16 protein-coding genes are annotated in these 16461 nt (G+C 61.7%); 5 read left to right on the top strand and 11 right to left on the bottom strand.

Annotation, left to right across the window (positions count from 1 at the left end; genetic code table 11):
- Entirely contained in the window at positions 1 to 2604 is a 2604-nt protein-coding gene (mprF, locus tag AC1ECN_RS00360; RefSeq protein ID WP_477951833.1) for a bifunctional lysylphosphatidylglycerol flippase/synthetase MprF, read from the top strand.
- Positions 2601 to 3983, top strand: a complete 1383-nt coding sequence (locus AC1ECN_RS00355) for a virulence factor family protein (RefSeq protein WP_027689297.1) — start codon at positions 2601 to 2603, stop codon at positions 3981 to 3983. Before mprF ends, AC1ECN_RS00355 begins: the two co-directional genes overlap by 4 nt.
- Positions 3984 to 4032: 49 nt before the next feature.
- Here the strand turns inward: AC1ECN_RS00355 and AC1ECN_RS00350 are convergent, their stop codons facing one another.
- The 8 genes from AC1ECN_RS00350 to ruvC all read right to left on the bottom strand — a co-directional run bounded on the left by AC1ECN_RS00350 (position 4033) and on the right by ruvC (position 9094).
- Positions 4033 to 4596, bottom strand: a complete 564-nt coding sequence (locus AC1ECN_RS00350) for a DinB family protein (RefSeq protein ID WP_027689296.1) — start codon at positions 4594 to 4596, stop codon at positions 4033 to 4035.
- 91 nt (positions 4597 to 4687) lie between these two features.
- Positions 4688 to 5200 carry an NUDIX hydrolase gene (locus AC1ECN_RS00345; protein ID WP_027689295.1) on the bottom strand — a complete coding sequence of 171 codons (513 nt, stop codon included), beginning with the start codon at positions 5198 to 5200 and terminating at the stop codon, positions 4688 to 4690.
- Between the two features lie 7 nt (positions 5201 to 5207).
- Positions 5208 to 6110 carry a metallophosphoesterase gene (locus tag AC1ECN_RS00340; RefSeq protein WP_027689294.1) on the bottom strand — a complete coding sequence of 301 codons (903 nt, stop codon included), beginning with the start codon at positions 6108 to 6110 and terminating at the stop codon, positions 5208 to 5210.
- Positions 6111 to 7151, bottom strand: a complete 1041-nt coding sequence (gene ruvB / locus AC1ECN_RS00335; protein ID WP_003552548.1) for a Holliday junction branch migration DNA helicase RuvB — start codon at positions 7149 to 7151, stop codon at positions 6111 to 6113.
- Between the two features lie 83 nt (positions 7152 to 7234).
- On the bottom strand, positions 7235 to 7849 hold the full coding sequence (gene ruvA, locus AC1ECN_RS00330) for a Holliday junction branch migration protein RuvA (RefSeq protein ID WP_130673069.1): 615 nt from the start codon (positions 7847 to 7849) through the stop codon (positions 7235 to 7237).
- 13 nt (positions 7850 to 7862) lie between these two features.
- Positions 7863 to 8276 (bottom strand): type II toxin-antitoxin system VapC family toxin, encoded by a 414-nt coding sequence (locus AC1ECN_RS00325; protein WP_027689293.1) that lies wholly within the window; start codon positions 8274 to 8276, stop codon positions 7863 to 7865.
- A complete protein-coding gene (locus AC1ECN_RS00320; protein ID WP_018069007.1) occupies positions 8276 to 8527 on the bottom strand; it encodes an AbrB/MazE/SpoVT family DNA-binding domain-containing protein in 252 nt (83 codons plus the stop codon). The genes AC1ECN_RS00325 and AC1ECN_RS00320 overlap by 1 nt, the downstream gene beginning before the upstream one ends.
- Before the next feature lie 57 nt (positions 8528 to 8584).
- Positions 8585 to 9094, bottom strand: a complete 510-nt coding sequence (gene ruvC / locus AC1ECN_RS00315; RefSeq protein ID WP_130673068.1) for a crossover junction endodeoxyribonuclease RuvC — start codon at positions 9092 to 9094, stop codon at positions 8585 to 8587.
- 245 nt (positions 9095 to 9339) lie between these two features.
- On the opposite strand from ruvC, the gene AC1ECN_RS00310 reads away from it, so the two are divergent.
- The gene (locus AC1ECN_RS00310; protein ID WP_477951828.1) at positions 9340 to 11655 is read left to right on the top strand and encodes a methyl-accepting chemotaxis protein; all 2316 of its coding nucleotides are present in this window, start codon (positions 9340 to 9342) and stop codon (positions 11653 to 11655) included.
- 126 nt (positions 11656 to 11781) lie between these two features.
- Positions 11782 to 12783, top strand: a complete 1002-nt coding sequence (locus AC1ECN_RS00305) for an LLM class flavin-dependent oxidoreductase (RefSeq protein ID WP_018069004.1) — start codon at positions 11782 to 11784, stop codon at positions 12781 to 12783.
- A 208-nt stretch (positions 12784 to 12991) separates the two neighbouring features.
- Here the strand turns inward: AC1ECN_RS00305 and AC1ECN_RS00300 are convergent, their stop codons facing one another.
- Positions 12992 to 13738, bottom strand: coding sequence for a YebC/PmpR family DNA-binding transcriptional regulator (locus AC1ECN_RS00300; protein WP_017968114.1), 747 nt, complete (start codon positions 13736 to 13738; stop codon positions 12992 to 12994).
- Between the two features lie 141 nt (positions 13739 to 13879).
- Between AC1ECN_RS00300 and AC1ECN_RS00295 the strand changes: the two genes are divergently transcribed.
- On the top strand, positions 13880 to 14383 hold the full coding sequence (locus AC1ECN_RS00295) for a pyridoxamine 5'-phosphate oxidase family protein (protein ID WP_012758860.1): 504 nt from the start codon (positions 13880 to 13882) through the stop codon (positions 14381 to 14383).
- A gap of 137 nt (positions 14384 to 14520) precedes the next feature.
- On the opposite strand, the gene AC1ECN_RS00290 is transcribed toward AC1ECN_RS00295, so the two are convergent.
- Both AC1ECN_RS00290 and AC1ECN_RS00285 read right to left on the bottom strand, forming a co-directional pair.
- On the bottom strand, positions 14521 to 15366 hold the full coding sequence (locus AC1ECN_RS00290; protein ID WP_130662168.1) for an MBL fold metallo-hydrolase: 846 nt from the start codon (positions 15364 to 15366) through the stop codon (positions 14521 to 14523).
- 267 nt (positions 15367 to 15633) lie between these two features.
- Positions 15634 to 16458 carry a TIGR00282 family metallophosphoesterase gene (locus tag AC1ECN_RS00285; protein ID WP_011653409.1) on the bottom strand — a complete coding sequence of 275 codons (825 nt, stop codon included), beginning with the start codon at positions 16456 to 16458 and terminating at the stop codon, positions 15634 to 15636.
- Between the last annotated feature and the right edge of the window lie 3 nt (positions 16459 to 16461).

Below are 16461 nucleotides of genomic sequence, written 5' to 3'. Positions count from 1 at the left end.
ATGTCGGGGCACGGCAATTTGGAAGAGATGGAAGAAACGGACGGGTTTTCTTTTCGCGGGCTTTTCAGGCGTTACAGAACGCCTTTGCTGGCCGCCGCGTCACTGGTGGTCTTCTGCCTCGTCGGTTACGCGATCGTGCAGCTCACCAACGAGGTGCGCTATGACGACGTCGTCGGTGCGCTGGCGGCGACCAGGCCGAGCGCGATCCTGCTTGCGCTGTTCTTCACGGCGCTCAGTTTCCTCTCGCTGATCTTCTACGATCTCAACRCCATCGAGTACATCGGCAAGAAGCTGCCCTTTCCGCATGTGGCGTTGACGGCGTTCAGCGCCTATGCCGTCGGCAACACCGCCGGTTTCGGCGCGCTTTCGGGCGGCGCGATCCGCTACCGTGCCTATACGCGCCTCGGGCTCTCGCCGGAGGATATCGGCCGCATCATCGCCTTCGTCACGCTGTCCTTCGGATTGGGGCTTGCGGGCGTCGCGGCGATCGCCCTCATCGTCATCGCCGACGAGATCGGCCCGCTGATCGGCGTCAGCCCCTTCCTCCTGCGGCTGATCGCCGGCTCGATCGTCGCCATTCTGGGCGCGGTGATGATTATCGGCCGTGACGGGCGCGTGCTCGATCTTGGCCCTGTGGCAATCCGCCTGCCGGATTCGCGTACCTGGTCGCGCCAGTTCCTCGTCACAGCCTTCGATATCGCCGCCTCGGCGTCCGTGCTCTATGTGCTGCTGCCGCAGACGGCCATCGGCTGGCCGGTCTTCCTCGCCGTCTATGCGATCGCCGTCGGTCTCGGCGTGCTCAGCCACGTTCCGGCCGGGCTCGGCGTGTTCGAGACCGTGATCATCGCCTCGCTCGGCAGCGCGGTGAACATCGATGCCGTGCTCGGATCGCTGGTGCTCTACCGGCTGGTCTACCATGTGCTGCCGCTGCTGATCGCCGTGCTCGCGGTCTCGGCGGCGGAGCTGCGTCGTTTCGTCGACCATCCGGCTGCCTCCAGCATGCGGCGCATCGGCGGACGGCTGATGCCGCAGCTGCTGTCGGCTCTCGCGCTGCTGCTTGGCGTCATGCTGGTGTTTTCGAGCGTCACGCCGACGCCGGACCAGAACCTCGAATTCCTCTCCAACTATCTGCCGCTGCCGATGGTCGAAGGGGCGCATTTCCTCTCCAGCCTGCTGGGGCTGGCACTCGTCGTCGCCGCGCGCGGCCTCGGCCAGCGGCTCGACGGCGCCTGGTGGGTTGCCGTGTTCTCGGCGCTTGCCGCGTTGACTTTGTCGCTGCTGAAGGCGATCGCGCTTGTCGAAGCCGCTTTTCTTGCCTTCCTCATCTTCGGGCTCTTCGTCAGCCGCCGGCTCTTTACCCGCCAGGCCTCGCTGCTCAACCAGGCGCTGACGGCGTCCTGGCTGATGGCGATCGCCGTGATCGTCGTCGGCGCCGTCGTCATCCTGCTCTTCGTCTATCGCGACGTCGAATACAGCAACCAGCTCTGGTGGCAGTTCGAATTCACGGCCGAAGCGCCGCGCGGGCTGCGCGCCGTGCTCGGCATCACCATCATCTCGTCGGCGATCGCCGTCTTCAGCCTGCTCCGGCCGGCGAGCTTCCGGCCGGAGCAGGCGACGGACGAGGCGCTGGTGCGTGCCGTCGAGATCGTCATGAAGCAGGGCAATGCGGATGCCAATCTCGTGCGCATGGGCGACAAGAGCATCATGTTCTCGGAAAACGGCGATGCCTTCATCATGTATGGCCGGCAGGGCCGCTCCTGGATCGCGCTGTTCGATCCGGTCGGCGACCATCGCGCCGTGCAGGAACTCGTCTGGCGTTTCGTCGAAGCGGCGCGTGCCGCCGGCTGCCGGGCGGTGTTCTATCAGATATCGCCGGCGCTGCTGTCTCATTGCGCCGATGCTGGCCTGCGCGCCTTCAAGCTCGGCGAACTGGCGGTGGCCGATCTCAGGACCTTCGAGATGAAGGGCGGCAAATGGGCGAACCTTCGCCAGACGGCAAGCCGCGCCCAGCGCGACGGGCTGGAATTCGCCGTCGTCGAACCGCAGGACTTGTCTTCGGTCATCGATGATCTAGCCGCCGTTTCCACGGCTTGGCTCGAGCATCACAATGCCAAGGAAAAGGGCTTCTCGCTCGGCGCGTTCGATTTCGATTATGTCTCCTCGCAGCCGGTCGGCATCTTGAAAAAGGACGGCAGGATCGTCGCCTTCGCCAATATCCTCGTGACCGAATCCAGACAGGAGGGCACGATCGATCTCATGCGCTTCTCGCCGGACGCGCCGAAGGGCTCGATGGACTTTCTCTTCGTGCAGATCATGGAATATCTGCGAGAGCAGGGTTTCACCCACTTCAATCTCGGCATGGCGCCTCTCTCCGGCATGTCGAAACGCGAGGCGGCGCCCGTCTGGGACCGCATCGGCAGCACCGTTTTCGAACACGGCGAGCGCTTCTATAACTTCAAAGGCCTTCGGGCATTCAAATCCAAGTTTCATCCGCACTGGCAACCGCGCTATCTTGCGGTCTCCGGAGGGGGCAATCCGATGATCGCGTTGATGGACGCGACATTTCTGATTGGGGGCGGATTGAAAGGGGTAGTGAGAAAATGATCAGGACAATCCTTCTTGCCACGGCATGCGCCTGCATGCTCGCGGCCGCACCGGCTGACGCCGCCGAGGAGACCACGCAGAGCTTCGAAACCGGGCTCATCCCGTCGCCGCACATCTTCCTGCCGGAAGGGGAGGTGAAGGGCACGGTGATGCTGATCTCGGATGCGGCCGGCTGGGGCGACTATGAGAAGGCCGAAGCCGACAGGTTGGTCGCCGAAGGCGCCGTTGTCATCGGCGTCGACTTTCCCTCCTATATCCAGGCGCTCGGCCGGTATGACGTCAGCCTCAACGACGGCTGCGTCTACATGGTGTCGGACATCGAATCGCTGAGCCAGCAGGTGCAGCGCGCGACCGGCAACAACGCCTATCACCTGCCGATCGTCGCCGGCATCGGCGAGGGCGGGGCCTTAGCGCTGGCGATTGCCGCGCAAACGCCGGATGCGACGATCGGCCAGACACTTGCCGTTAATCCGGTCGCCGGCATTCCGCTTGCCAAGGAGCTTTGCACGCCAGCGTCCAAGCAAGTGGTCGGCGAACGCACGGTCTATGGCCTCAGCGACGGCGTCCTGCCGGACCCGATCGTTACCGTCTTCACGCCTGATGCCAACAAGGATGGTCGGGCGCATGCCGAGGCGCTGAAGAAGGCCCATGACGCGATCGAGATCCGCGATTCCACCGACGATGCGCAGACGGCGTTTGCCGATACGCTCGACGATCTCGTCACCGCCTCCGGCGCCTTCGGCAACCCGCTCGGCCTGCCGCTGGCTGTGCTCGAGGCAACGCCGGCCCTCGATACGATGGCGGTGATCTATTCCGGCGACGGCGGCTGGCGCGACATCGACAAGGAGGTCGGCGGCACGCTGCAGAAGGAAGGTATTCCGGTCGTCGGCGTCGATTCGCTCCACTATTTCTGGAAGGAGCGCAAGCCGGAGGAGACAGCCGCCGATCTTTCGAAGATCATCGATTTTTACCGCAAGCAGTGGAAGGTGAAGCATGTGCTGCTCGTCGGTTATTCCTTCGGTGCCGATGTCGTGCCCGCCACCTACCAGCTCCTCAAGCCAGCCGAAAAATCGGCGGTGGCGCAATTGTCGCTGCTGTCGCTTTCGCACGAAGTCGACTACGTCATCTCCGTTCTCGGCTGGCTCGGCCAGAAGACGGAAGGGGCGGGAGGCGATCCCGTCGGCGATCTGAAGAACATCGATCCGAAGCTCGTGCAATGCATCTACGGCAAAGACGACGATGACGATGTCGCCTGTCCGGCGCTGAAGGATAGCGGCGCCGAGGTTATCGAACTGCCGGGCGATCATCACTTCGACGAGAATTACGACCTTCTGACGAAGACAATCATCGACGGGCTGAAGAGGCGGCTGCAGGATTAAGCGCAGCGCGTCCGATAGGACGCGCTAAGGACGCTTTAACACTTTGAAATCAGCGCATCAGCGTTTCTTCGCTCCAGCCGAGCGCGGTGAGTTCTGCGCCGCGAAACCGCGCATCGTCGGCAACTATGAATTCGTCGAGTTGCGGCGGAGCGATGCTGGTGCCGGAGAGCATCGCATGCACCTGTCCGCGATGATGGGTCTGATGTTGGAAGAGGTGGCCGAGCACGTCATCCATCCGCTCTTCTTGAATGCGGGCACCGCGATGGAGGCTGATGGTCGAGGTGAGCCTCTCCGGCGTCAGGGCCTCGCAAAGCGCCACCAGGCGCTGATCGACCTTCGCCTGGGCTTCTGCCAGCGAGGAAACGTCATCGAACGGTTCGTCGATCTCGAAAGCCTTGAGCCCGAGCGTGCCGCCTTCCAGGCCGTCGACATAGAACCAGTCGACCGTGATGATATGGTTCAAGGTTTCCTTGATCGAGGGAAAGAAGCTTGTGCGTTGCGCTTCGAATTCGCCAGGCTTCAATGCCGCGCAAGCTTGAAGCAGCCGGCGGTTGGCAAGGGCGTTGTTATAGGCAAGTTTGCGGAATGGCCTGACAGGATCGTAGGTCGGCATCGGCGCGTCTCCTCTTTAAGCGCTTTTGGCTACAGCTCCGGGCGCCTTTTGAGGCGCGCAAAGGGCGCTGTAACACCTTGAATTGCTTGTGTCAGTCTTTGCCGTCGAGATCGCCGTCCCGCCAGACGAGATGACGTGGCGAAACGGGAAGGGTTTCGATTTCATCGGCGATGAAATAGGGCGGGATGTCGAGTGCGGTCAGGGCATCGCGCGTCGCGGGCACCCATTTGAACTCGAGATAGTTGTCGCCGTCCTCGACCCGATGGGTGATCTCGCCCGGCCGGAAGGGGAATTCCGGCGGGATGTCCATCAGATAATAGAAGCCGAGTTCGTGCCAATCGCGCTGTTCGTAGTGGAAGAAATTCTCGACGATCCACAGCAGGCGATGGACGGTCACCTCAACGCCCAGTTCCTCCACCATCTCGCGCTTCAGCGTCTCTTCCGACGTTTCGCCTATCTCCGCCCGACCGCCCGGAAAAGTCCAGAAGGGCTCGTGTACGGCGCGATGAACGAGCACATGGCCATCGCGAAAACCGAGGCCGGCGATGCGATAGTTGAAACGCCGACCGCCTGCACTCAGGCGGATGTGAATGCGCTTGGTCATGCCATTCTTATCCAAGATCGATCACGACAATTTCCGGCGGCACGCCGAAGCGGACGGGTGCAATGGAGCAGCCAAGCCCGCCGGAAACGATGATATTACGCTCCTCTTCAACGATATGGCCATAGGCGTAGCGATTGCCGTAGCGCGAGGGCACGATCGGCGAACGGCCGAGGAAACGGATCTGTCCGCCATGCGTGTGGCCCGATAGCGTCAGCGAGACACGCTCGGGCACGCGCGGAAAGATATCGGGCTCATGAGCGAGCAGCATGACGGGCGCATCGTCCGTAATCTGCGCCATCGTTCCCTCGAGATCGTCGAGGCCGAGCATCTGCGTGCGGCCCCACTTCCGGCCCGGCAGCAGCGCCAGCTGATCTTCGAGGCCTGCGAGCCAAAAGCCGCGGCCATCCTTTTCGAGCCGAACGGCGCGGTTGCCGTAGACCGGGATTCCGACGTCGGCGAGGGCCCGATGTCCGAATGTTTCCATCCCGCCGTTCTTCTGGGCGGTCCTGTCCTCCCACCAATCGTGGTTGCCCATGACCGCATGGACGCCGAGAGGAGCCTGCAAGGTGGCGAGCGCCTTCGACCATTGGCTCGAATGCACGTATTGCGTCACCATGTTCATGCCGGCGGCATAGTCGCCGAGCAGGACGGTGATATCGCCTTCGAGTTCATTTGCCCTATGGCAGATCGCGGCAATGCGGCTTGCYGACATCCAGGGTTCGCAGGCATGGAGATCGGCGAGCGCGACGATGCGGAGCTTGAGCCCGGGCGCCCATCCCGGCGGCGTCAGCCGGTAGCGGGTGATGGCGAGCCGCGCGAGTGGTTCATAGGCGAAGGCATAACCACCGAGCGACATGACGCCTGCGACACTGCCGCCGAGAACCTTCAAAAATCCGCGGCGGGTGATCACTCAGTTGTCCTCCTGGAACAGCCGGAACTGCGCAGCCTCCATATCCTTAGGTGGTTGCATTCCCAGATGTTTCCACGCGATTGCGGTCAGAACACGGCCGCGTGGCGTGCGCTGAATGAAACCCTGCTGGATCATGTAGGGCTCGATGATGTCCTCGATCGCGTCACGCGGCTCGGAAAGGCCGGCGGCGATGGTTTCGATGCCGACCGGGCCGCCGCCGAAATTGACCGCGATCATGTTGAGGTAACGTTTGTCGAGCTGATCGAAGCCGACATTGTCGACCAGCAGGCGGGTCAGCGCCTCGTCGGCGATTTCTCGGGTGACGGCTTCTGCCCTTGCCACCTCGGCAAAGTCGCGTACGCGCCGCAGCAGACGGCCGGCGATGCGCGGGGTGCCACGGGCGCGTCTTGCGATCTCGCGGGCGCCCTCCTCGGTGATCGGCAGGTTCATCAGCCGCGCGCCACGGCGCACGATCAGTTCCAGCTCCTCGACGGTGTAGAAGCTCAAGCGTACCGGAATGCCGAAGCGGTCGCGCAGCGGCGTCGTCAACAGGCCGAGGCGGGTGGTGGCCGCCACCAGCGTGAATTTCGACAGGTCGATCTTCACCGAGCGAGCGGCAGGGCCTTCCCCGATGATGAGGTCGAGCTGGAAATCTTCCATGGCCGGATAGAGGATTTCCTCGACGGCGGGATTGAGGCGATGGATCTCGTCGATGAAGAGCACGTCGCGCTCCTCGAGATTGGTGAGCAGGGCAGCGAGATCGCCGGCCTTGGCGATGACAGGGCCCGACGTTGAGCGGAAATTGACGCCGAGCTCTTTGGCCATGATCTGCGCCAGCGTCGTCTTGCCAAGGCCGGGCGGCCCGACGAAGAGCACATGGTCCAGCGCTTCGCCGCGGTTTTTCGCCGCCTCGATGAAGACCTTGAGATTGGCGCGCGCTTCCGCCTGGCCGGTGAACTCGTCCAGCGATTGCGGGCGCAACGTAATATCAAGGTCTTCGCCCCGCTTTTCCGGCGATATCAGGCGGGCGGGTTCACTCATGCTCTCATTCCGTTTTGAAACCTGTCACACCAATACACCAAAAAACGGCTGCCTCGACATTCCATCATCGGTTTTCCGGCCTTTCACCGCGCCAGCTCCTTCAACCCCAGCCTGATCAGCTTGGCGCTGTCGGCGCCATCGCCTGCAGTCTTCATTGCCGCGGCGATCGCGTTCGCCGCCTGGTCGCGGGAATAGCCGAGGTTGGTCAGCGCGGAAACCGCATCGGCGACAGGCGCGGCCGCGACACCTTCGCCGAGTTCCTGCTTGAGGGCGATATTGATCGCTTCCCCGGCAAAGGCCGGCGCCCGGCTCTTGAGCTCGGTGACGAGGCGCATCGCCACTTTGGGACCGACGCCCGGCGCGCGCGAGACGGCGGCGCGATCCTGCAGGGCGATCGCATTGGCAAGTTCGCCTGGCGTCAGCGTCGAGAGCACAGCGAGCGCCACCTTGGCGCCGACGCCCTGAACGCTCTGGAGCAGGTTGAACCATTCCCGCTCCAGCGCGGTCATGAATCCGAAGAGCCTCAACTGATCCTCGCGCACATAGGTTTCGATGAACAGTACGCAGGCTTCACCAACTGAGCCGAGCTTGGATAGGGTACGCGCCGAGCAATGGGCGACGTAGCAGACGCCGTGCACATCGACGAGCACATAGTCTTCGCCGATCTCGTCTATGGTGCCTTTCAGCTTGCCGATCATAAGTCGCGGTCTCTCAAGGATGCGTTTCGGGGGTTATAAGGTCAACGGAGGGGAAATAGGAGCGGTATCCGCTGGGATCGCGGGTCAAAATTCTGTAGCCCCTTATCGCCGCATGCGCGCCGATGAAGAAATCGGGCAAGATCCGTTCGCGCCCACCGCCGGCGCGACGATAAAGCCGGAAGGCCGCAGCAGCGGCGAATGCAGCCGGCCAAGGCAGATTCTCGCGGCGGAATTCATCCTGCGGCAGCAGTCGATCGACTTCGTCCACGTCGTCGTACCGAACGGAAAATTCGGAATAGATGATCGGGTTTATGAGGACAGGACCGTCTTTGAAGACCTCAAGCATCTTTCGACGCGACCAACCATGCCAGTCCGAACCGACCACGGCCAGATCGACAAGTATGTTCGTGTCGACAAGTGTGGCCATCAGCGATCACGGGTCATCGACATAAGGTCTTCGGCATCGATCTCCTGATCGCCAGTGCCCTCGAGGCGACGGACCGTCTGCATGAAACGATCCAGGCGACCCCGATCCTCGATCTCCTGCTTGCCGTTCTTCGGCGAGAGAACGAGCTTGCCGCCCTCTATCGAGAAAATGACCTCGCTGTTGGCCTCGATGCCGACAAGTTCTCTGAGATCGCGAGGAATGGTGACCTGCCCTTTGGACGTAACACGCATCTTGTTGCTCCTTCGTGGTAAGAATTATCCTTACCGACAGAACAAGTCAAGAACACACTACCCAGCCAGCGCCTGTCGCATCCGGTTGCTGCCGCGATTATGCGCATGGCAGATGGCGATCGCCAGAGCGTCGGCTGCGTCGTGGCCCTTGAATTCGACCTTCGGCATCAGGATCTTCAGCATCATGTGGATCTGCTGCTTTTCGCCGTGGCCGACGCCGATGACGGCCTTCTTCACGGCGTTCGGGGCATATTCGGAGACCGGCAGCCCGGCGCGCGCCGGCACCAGCATGGCGATGCCGCGGGCCTGGCCAAGCTTCAGGGTCGCCACCGCATCCTTGTTGACGAAGGTCTGTTCGACGGCGGCCTCATCCGGCTTGTAACTGTGGACGATCTCCGCCAGGCCGTCGTGCAATTGGCAAAGGCGGGAGGCAAGGTCCATGTCTCCATCAGAGGTCACGGTTCCAGATGCCACAAACCGCAGGGAATTGCCTAATGTCTCGATGATTCCCCAGCCGGTGCGGCGAAGCCCGGGATCGATGCCGACGATGCGAATCGTATTTTGCATGGTTCAACCTATAGCGATTGCGAAATAAGTGCCACCGATATGTGAACAAAACAAAAACACTCCAGGATTTCGGCCGCGTCATTTACCGCGAATTAAAACAGATGCCTGAATTCTAGTCATCAAATACGAGAGGGGCTTCTTTTGGCAAAGAGTTAAGCCTCCGATGTTGTGTTTACAGGTCAGTTGATCAGGCATACGCCGCGTGCCCGCGCTGGCAGGCGCGGTTCAGAAGGGGTTCGTTGTACATGGCTCGGAGATTTCAGTCGCTGTCCTTCAAGGTCATCGTCACATTCATTCTGATGACCGTGCTGTCGATTGCGGTCATCGATGTGCTTGCCTATTTCGCCAGTAGCCGCATTTCGGACGAACAGGCGCTTAAGGCCAAGGAAAGCGTGCTGATCTTTCGCGGCGACATGCTGCAGGACCAGCTGACGCAACTTGAAAACCAGGCCAACTCCATCGCGCGCATCGAGGCGCTGCAGATGTCGATCACCAATCTGAAGAGCGGCTGGAAGACCATCGAGAAGACCGCGGGGGATGCTCGCGCCGAGCTGAAGAAGGTATTCATAGCAGGCAACCCCAATCCCGCCGACCAGCGCGAGAAGCTGATCAAACCGGAAGGGCCAAGCGGCTTTTATTATTCGAGCCACGAGAAGACGCAGGGCGAAGTCGCCCGCGACCTCGAGGATACTGCCTTCAGCGATCTGCTGATTGTCGATCTCGAGGGTACTGTTCTCTATTCCTATAAGAAGGAAGACGATTTCGCCGAGAACCTGAAGTCGGACGCCTGGAAGGCGACTGGCGCTGGCATCGCTTTCGCCAAGGCGATCGAGAATACCGCCAAGGCGACCGATGATGCTGCGCCGACCGGCTTTTCCGGCCTTCGTGTCGATGCCGGCAGCGGCAAGTCGGCGATCTTCTATGCCGTACCGATCGTCAAGCTTGGAGCGCTCAAGGGCATCATTCTCTTCAAGGTGCGGGACGAGATCGTCACCGGCATCCTCGCCAAGGGCATCGTCCAGGGCAGCACGGCGCGGGCGGCGATCGTCTCCGGCGATGGATCCGCCGTTGGTCTCGACGGTAGCGGCAAGCTTGCGACGCTTGACGCGACACCCTTCACCTTCATCAAGAGCGCGCTTGCCAGTTCGGCGATGACAGTTGCCGATTTCAGCCGGGCGGACGGCGCGGCCCGTGCCTATGTCCGCGGCATCGACTATCGCGGCGACCGTTTCCTCGTGGTCGAAAGCGTACTTCTGAGCGAGCTCAATGCCGGCTCGATCGAGATCGCCACCCTGCTGACGATGATCGGCATCGGCGTGCTCGTCGTCATGGCGCTTGCCACTGGGCTCGTCACCAATTTGCTGTTCTCGCCGCTTGCGCGGCTTGCCGGCGTCACCCGCGATGTCGCCGACGGCAAGCTCGACAGCGAGATCGGCAGCCTGAACCGCAAGGACGAGATCGGCACGATGGCGAACGCGCTCGACCGCTTCCGCCACTCGCTGATCGAAAGCCGCGAGCTCGAAGCCGCCAGCGAGGAGACGCGCCTGCAGGCCGAACACGACCGCCAGCAGAATCTGGCCGAGCGCGAGGCTGAGGCGAAGACGCTGCAGCAGGTGGTCGAGGCGCTCGACGAGGGCCTGCATCATCTGGCGAACGGCGATCTCGCCTACCAGATCGATACCCATTTCCCGAACGAGCTCGAAAGCCTGCGCGTCAATTTCAACGAGGCGTTGGCGACGCTCAGCGAAACCATGACGGCGATCGGCGGCAACTCGATGGCGGTGCGCGCCGGCTCCGAGGAGATGCGCACCGGCGCCGACGAGCTTGCCGGGCGCACCGAGCGCCAGGCCGGCTCGATCACGGAGACGGCGAATGCGATCAGCGCCATCACCCAGTCGGTCCGCCGGCAGATCGAGCGGGCCGAACAGGCCGAGCGCATCGCCCGCGACGCCAAGAAGGAGACGACCGGCTCAGGCCAGATCATGCGCGAGACGATCGCGGCGATGGAGGCAATCCAGGCCTCGTCACGCCAGATCAACACGATCATCTCAGTCATCGACGACATTGCCTTCCAGACCAACCTCCTGGCGCTGAATGCCGGTGTCGAGGCAGCGCGCGCCGGTGAATCCGGCAAGGGCTTCGCGGTCGTCGCTATGGAAGTGCGCGAGCTCGCCCAGCGCTCATCGAGCGCGGCCAAGGAAATCTCCAGCCTGCTGCAGAAATCGACGCATGAGGTCGAAAGCGGCGTTGCGCTTGTGGAAAAAGCGGGCGTCGCGTTGACGGGCATCGGCGCCCATGTCGAGGCGATCAACGGGCAGATCAACGAGATCATGGGTGCGACCCGCGAGGAAGCCAATACGCTGCGCGAGATCAATAGCGCCGTCGCCGAACTCGACGCGATGACGCAGCAGAACGCCTCGATGGTCGAGGAGACGACGGCGGCGATCCACCGGCTCGCGACGGAAGCCCWGGAAATGGACCGCCAGCTCGGCAATTTCACGCTGCCGCCCGGCCACCATCAACCGAGCGCCGAGGTGCACGTGCTGCGCCGTCACCGGTAACCCGGCGTTTTCAACATTGCATGAGGGTCGCGCTCGCGCGGCCTTTTTTGTTTGCATATATGGTTTGGAATGGCGCGGGCGCGAACCTACATAGACGGCATCGTCCAACTGCCCGGCAGGTTTCCCATGGTTCCCTTCTCCATACTCGACCTTTCCCCCGTTGCCGAAGGCAGCACCGTGCGCCAGTCCCTCGAGGGCTCGGCGCGGATGGCTGTGAAGGCCGAGGAATTCGGTTACAAGCGCTTCTGGCTCGCCGAACATCACGGCATGCCGGGGATCGCCAGCGCTGCCACCGCCGTTGTCATCGGCCATGTCGGGGCTGCGACAAAGCGCATCCGCATCGGCTCCGGCGGCATCATGCTGCCCAATCATTCGCCGCTCGTTATCGCCGAGCAGTTCGGCACGCTGGAGGCGCTCTTCCCCGGTCGCATCGATCTCGGCCTCGGGCGTGCACCGGGAACGGACATGCGCACGGCACAGGCGCTGCGGCGCAACCTCGAGGCCGGTGCAAACAGCTTCCCCAACGACGTGGTGGAACTGCAGCAACTCCTCGATACGCCGGTCGAGAACCAGGCGATCCTCGCAGTTCCCGGCAATGGCTCACATATCCCGATCTGGCTGCTCGGCTCCAGTCTCTACAGCGCCCAACTCGCCGGCATGCTCGGGCTTCCCTATGCCTTCGCCTCGCATTTCGCGCCCGACATGCTGCTCGATGCGATTGCGATCTACCGTGACCGCTTCCAACCCTCGGCGACGCTCGATAAGCCCCATGTGATGGTCGGCGTCATGGGTGCTGTGGCGGCGACGGACGAGGAGGCACGCTATCATTTCACCTCCGCCCAGCAGCAATTCGTCAATCTGCGCCGCAATGTCCGCGGTCCGTTCCCACGTCCGGTGGCCGATATGGGGGACTTCTGGTCGCCGATGGAAAAGATGAATGTCGAACACACGCTGCGTTATGCCGTGGTAGGCTCGCCGAAGACGGCGGAGGCGAAACTGACGGAGTTTCTGCGGGAAACGCAGGCCGACGAGGTGATCATCTCGATGCCGATCCACGACATCGAGGCGCGGCTGACATCGGTGGAACTATTCGCGGGGCTGGGAAATTTCATGCGAGCCGCCGCTTAGAACAGGATGATTTTAGGCCGGTCGGCCTAAAATCTGAATCCTGTTCTACATTATATAGTTAGAGCATGATTTCGTCCGAAAACCGCTCACACTTTTCGGCATCCTGCTCCAGGGCCTGCGCGAGGCGGCACTCTGACGACGCCACCTTTCCGGCAAGAAAAAACCCGGCGTTGCAGCCGGGTTTTTATTTGACACCTGCCTCAGGAGATCAGGCCGAGAGCTTCGCCAGCACTTCTTCCGAGACTTCGAAGTTGGAATAGACGTTCTGCACGTCGTCATCGTCTTCCAGGCTGTCGATGAGTTTCAGCAGCGACTGGGCTTTTTCCTCGTCCACCGGCACGTTGTTCTGGGCGCGCCAGACGGCCTTGACGGTTTCGGCTTCGCCGAGGCTCGATTCCAGCGCTTTCGCCACTTCGCCGAGGGCTTCGAAGGCGCAGGTGATGTAGTGGCCGTCTTCATCGGTCTCGACRTCGTCGGCGCCGGCTTCGATCGCGGCTTCCATCACCTTGTCGCCATCGCCGACGGAAAGCTTGTAGGTGATTTCTCCGACATGGTCGAAGGAGAAGGACACCGAACCGGTTTCGCCGAGAGCGCCGCCGGCCTTGGTGAAGCTCGAGCGGACGTTGGAGGCGGTGCGGTTGCGGTTGTCGGTCAGGGCCTCGACGATGATCGCCGTGCCGCCGGGGCCGTAGCCCTCATAGCGGACTTCATCGTAATTTTCGCCGTCGGCGCCGGCCGCCTTCTTGATGGCGCGGTCGATATTGTCCTTCGGCATGGACTGGGCCTTGGCGTTCTGGATCGCCAGGCGAAGGCGGGCGTTCATCGTCGGGTCGGGCAGGCCGGCCTTGGCGGCAACGGTGATTTCGCGCGCAAGCTTGGAGAACATTTTCGACCGCACGGCATCCTGACGGCCTTTGCGGTGCATGATGTTTTTAAACTGTGAATGGCCAGCCATGGCACCCCTGTTCACGTCTCATTGTTCGGAATGGGCCGCCTTATAAGAGCGAAACGGCACCCGTTCAAGGAAAAAGCAGTTCGGAACAAAGGCGAGGGGATGACGTTTCAACGGAACTCCATCCAACGGAAAGGAACGGTCATGGCAAGTCTCAGCGAGGCGCAGGAACATCCAGCACGTCAGCTCTGGGATCAGGTCAACGATGTCCATGCCGGCATGCTCGGAATTTCCGGACTGGATATGCACATGCAGCCGATGGCGCCGCATGCCGATCCCACCACCAACACCATCTGGTTTTACACCAAGACCGACGCCGACATCGTGCGCGCCATCAAGCCCGGCAGCCGCGCGCATTTCTGCGTTATCGGCAAGGATCACGACTATCACGCCTGCCTCGCCGGTGTGATCGAGGTGCATCCTGATCCTTCCAAGATCGAGGAATACTGGAGCTCGATCGTCGCGGCCTGGTATGATGGCGGCAAGAAGGACCCCAAGCTTACCATGCTGTCCCTCCATGTCGACGATGCCGAGATCTGGGTTTCCACAGGCAACAAGCTGAAATTCGGCTGGGAGATCGCCAAGGCCAATCTCGACGACGACAAGATGCCGGATGTCGGCATCAAGCGCCATCTGCAGTTCGCCTGATGCGCGAGGCTCCTGCATAATTCCTGAAATCGGAATCGATTTAAGGATAAAATTATGCAGCAATTCAAAGTGCCACAGCGTCCTTTGCGCGTCTAAAAAGACGCGCGGCGCTGTAGAAGGAAAGCCGCCGGGCCTTTTTACTGCACGCCCTTCAACACATAAATCAGCGGCTTTTTCGGCAGAGTGCGCATCGAGATGGTGATGCTGTCATCGGGCGCATTGGCGACGTCGAAATCCTTGCCGAACATCGAGACGAAGGCTTCGACCGGCGGGCCGCGCCGGTGCATCGGCAGGATCAACGACGAGCGTAGCCGCTTGATGACGCGGCTCATGCTGTCGGCGCCCATTGTCAGGCCACCGTCGACGGGAACCATGACGATGTCGAGGCGGCCGATCTCGGTATAATGGGCATCCGTCAGTTCGTAGTGCAAGTGGCCGAGATGACCGATGCAGAGGCCGGCGATTTCGAAAATGAAGATGGAGTTGCCGTTCTCGTGCGCACCGCCGAGGCCATAGCTGAAGCGGATATCCGTCGTGACGTTGCGGATATAAGCATCGCCGACGACGAGATTGATGTTCGCCTTCTCGCCCGGAACATCGCTCCACCCATGCAGCACATGCTTGATGCCGGGATCGGGCGTCAAGGTGAAGTGGGTCGAATGGGCCTTGTTCATGGTTACGACGTCGGGCATCGTCGCCGGCCTGTACCAGCCATTATAATCTGTCGCGATGACGATGCCTGAGGGCGTTTCGATCTCGAAGGTGGAGTGGCCGAGGAAGGTGAGTTTGACGTCCTCGCCCTCGGAGACGGCAGGCATCAGCGGCGGAGCGCCGGAAAAGCTTGCGAAGGTCACCTTGGGGATGGTTTGCGCGATCGCCTGACACTGGCTGACCGGTGGCCGCTGCCCTTGTGCCCCGGCAAGATTCGGCGCGGCGAAGGCCGCAAGGCATGCGATAGCGAGGACAAGATATCGCGGCTTCATGCCACCCCTCCGGCGCTCTATCACCCTTTGATCGGCGCATAACCCCGAAAATCGATTCCGATTTTCGGGGTTATGCGCGAATGGCGGGAGGATGCGGCATGAGGCCGCAGGGGTCCAGACGGAGGATGCTCACAATTGCGTGTTGGCGGGGTGGCTAGAACAGGATGATTTTAGGCCCGGTTGGCCTAAAATCTGAATCCTGTTCTAAATTAAAGAGTTAGAGCATGATGTCGCCCGAAAACCGCTCACACTTTTCGGCATCATGCTCTATCGCCAGAACTCTGGCACCGTCTCGGCCAGTCGCGGCCCGAGCCGGAGTGGCGCGATCTTTTCGGCAAGTCCCGTCGTATCCGAGATTTCCACGCCGACGCCGCAGATCGTCGCGGGGCCGTTGGCTGCTTCCATGCGGCCCTTCGGCATCTTGGAGATGAAGCGGTTGAGCGGCTCCTCCTTGTCCATGCCGAGGGAGGAGTCGTAGTCGCCGCACATGCCGGCATCCGACATATAGGCGGTGCCGCCGTTCAGGATCTGTGCGTCGGCCGTTGGCACATGCGTGTGGGTGCCGACGACGAAGCTGGCGCGGCCGTCGACGAAATGGCCGAAGCACTGTTTCTCGCTGGTCGCCTCGGCATGGAAATCGAAGATGATCGCGTCGGCCTGTTCCTTCAGCGGGCAGGCGTCGAGGATGACCTCCGCCGATTTGAAGGGGTCGTCGAGTTCCGGATGCATGAAGACCCGGCCCATGACGTTGGCGACGAGCACGCGCGCGCCGTTCCTGGCATAGAAAAGGCCGGAGCCGCGGCCAGGCGTGCCTTGCGGATAGTTGGCAGGACGTAAAAACTGATCGTGCCGGCCGGCAAAAGCGACGGCTTCCTTCTGGTCCCAGACGTGATTGCCTGTCGTCACCACATCGGCGCCGGCATTGATCGTTTCCAGAAAGATGTCCTCGGTGATGCCGAAGCCGCCAGCGGCGTTCTCGCCGTTGACGATGACGAAATCGAGTTTGAGGTCGGAAACCAGGCCGGGAAGACGGTCCCAGACCGCCGTGCGTCCCGTCTTGCCGACCATGTCACCCAGAAAAAGCAGCCGCATTCC

This window comes from Rhizobium sp. 01N447_2 (assembly GCF_056399245.1).
The sequence above is the reverse complement of the archived record's forward strand: the minus strand, read 5'-3'. Positions and strand labels throughout refer to the sequence as shown.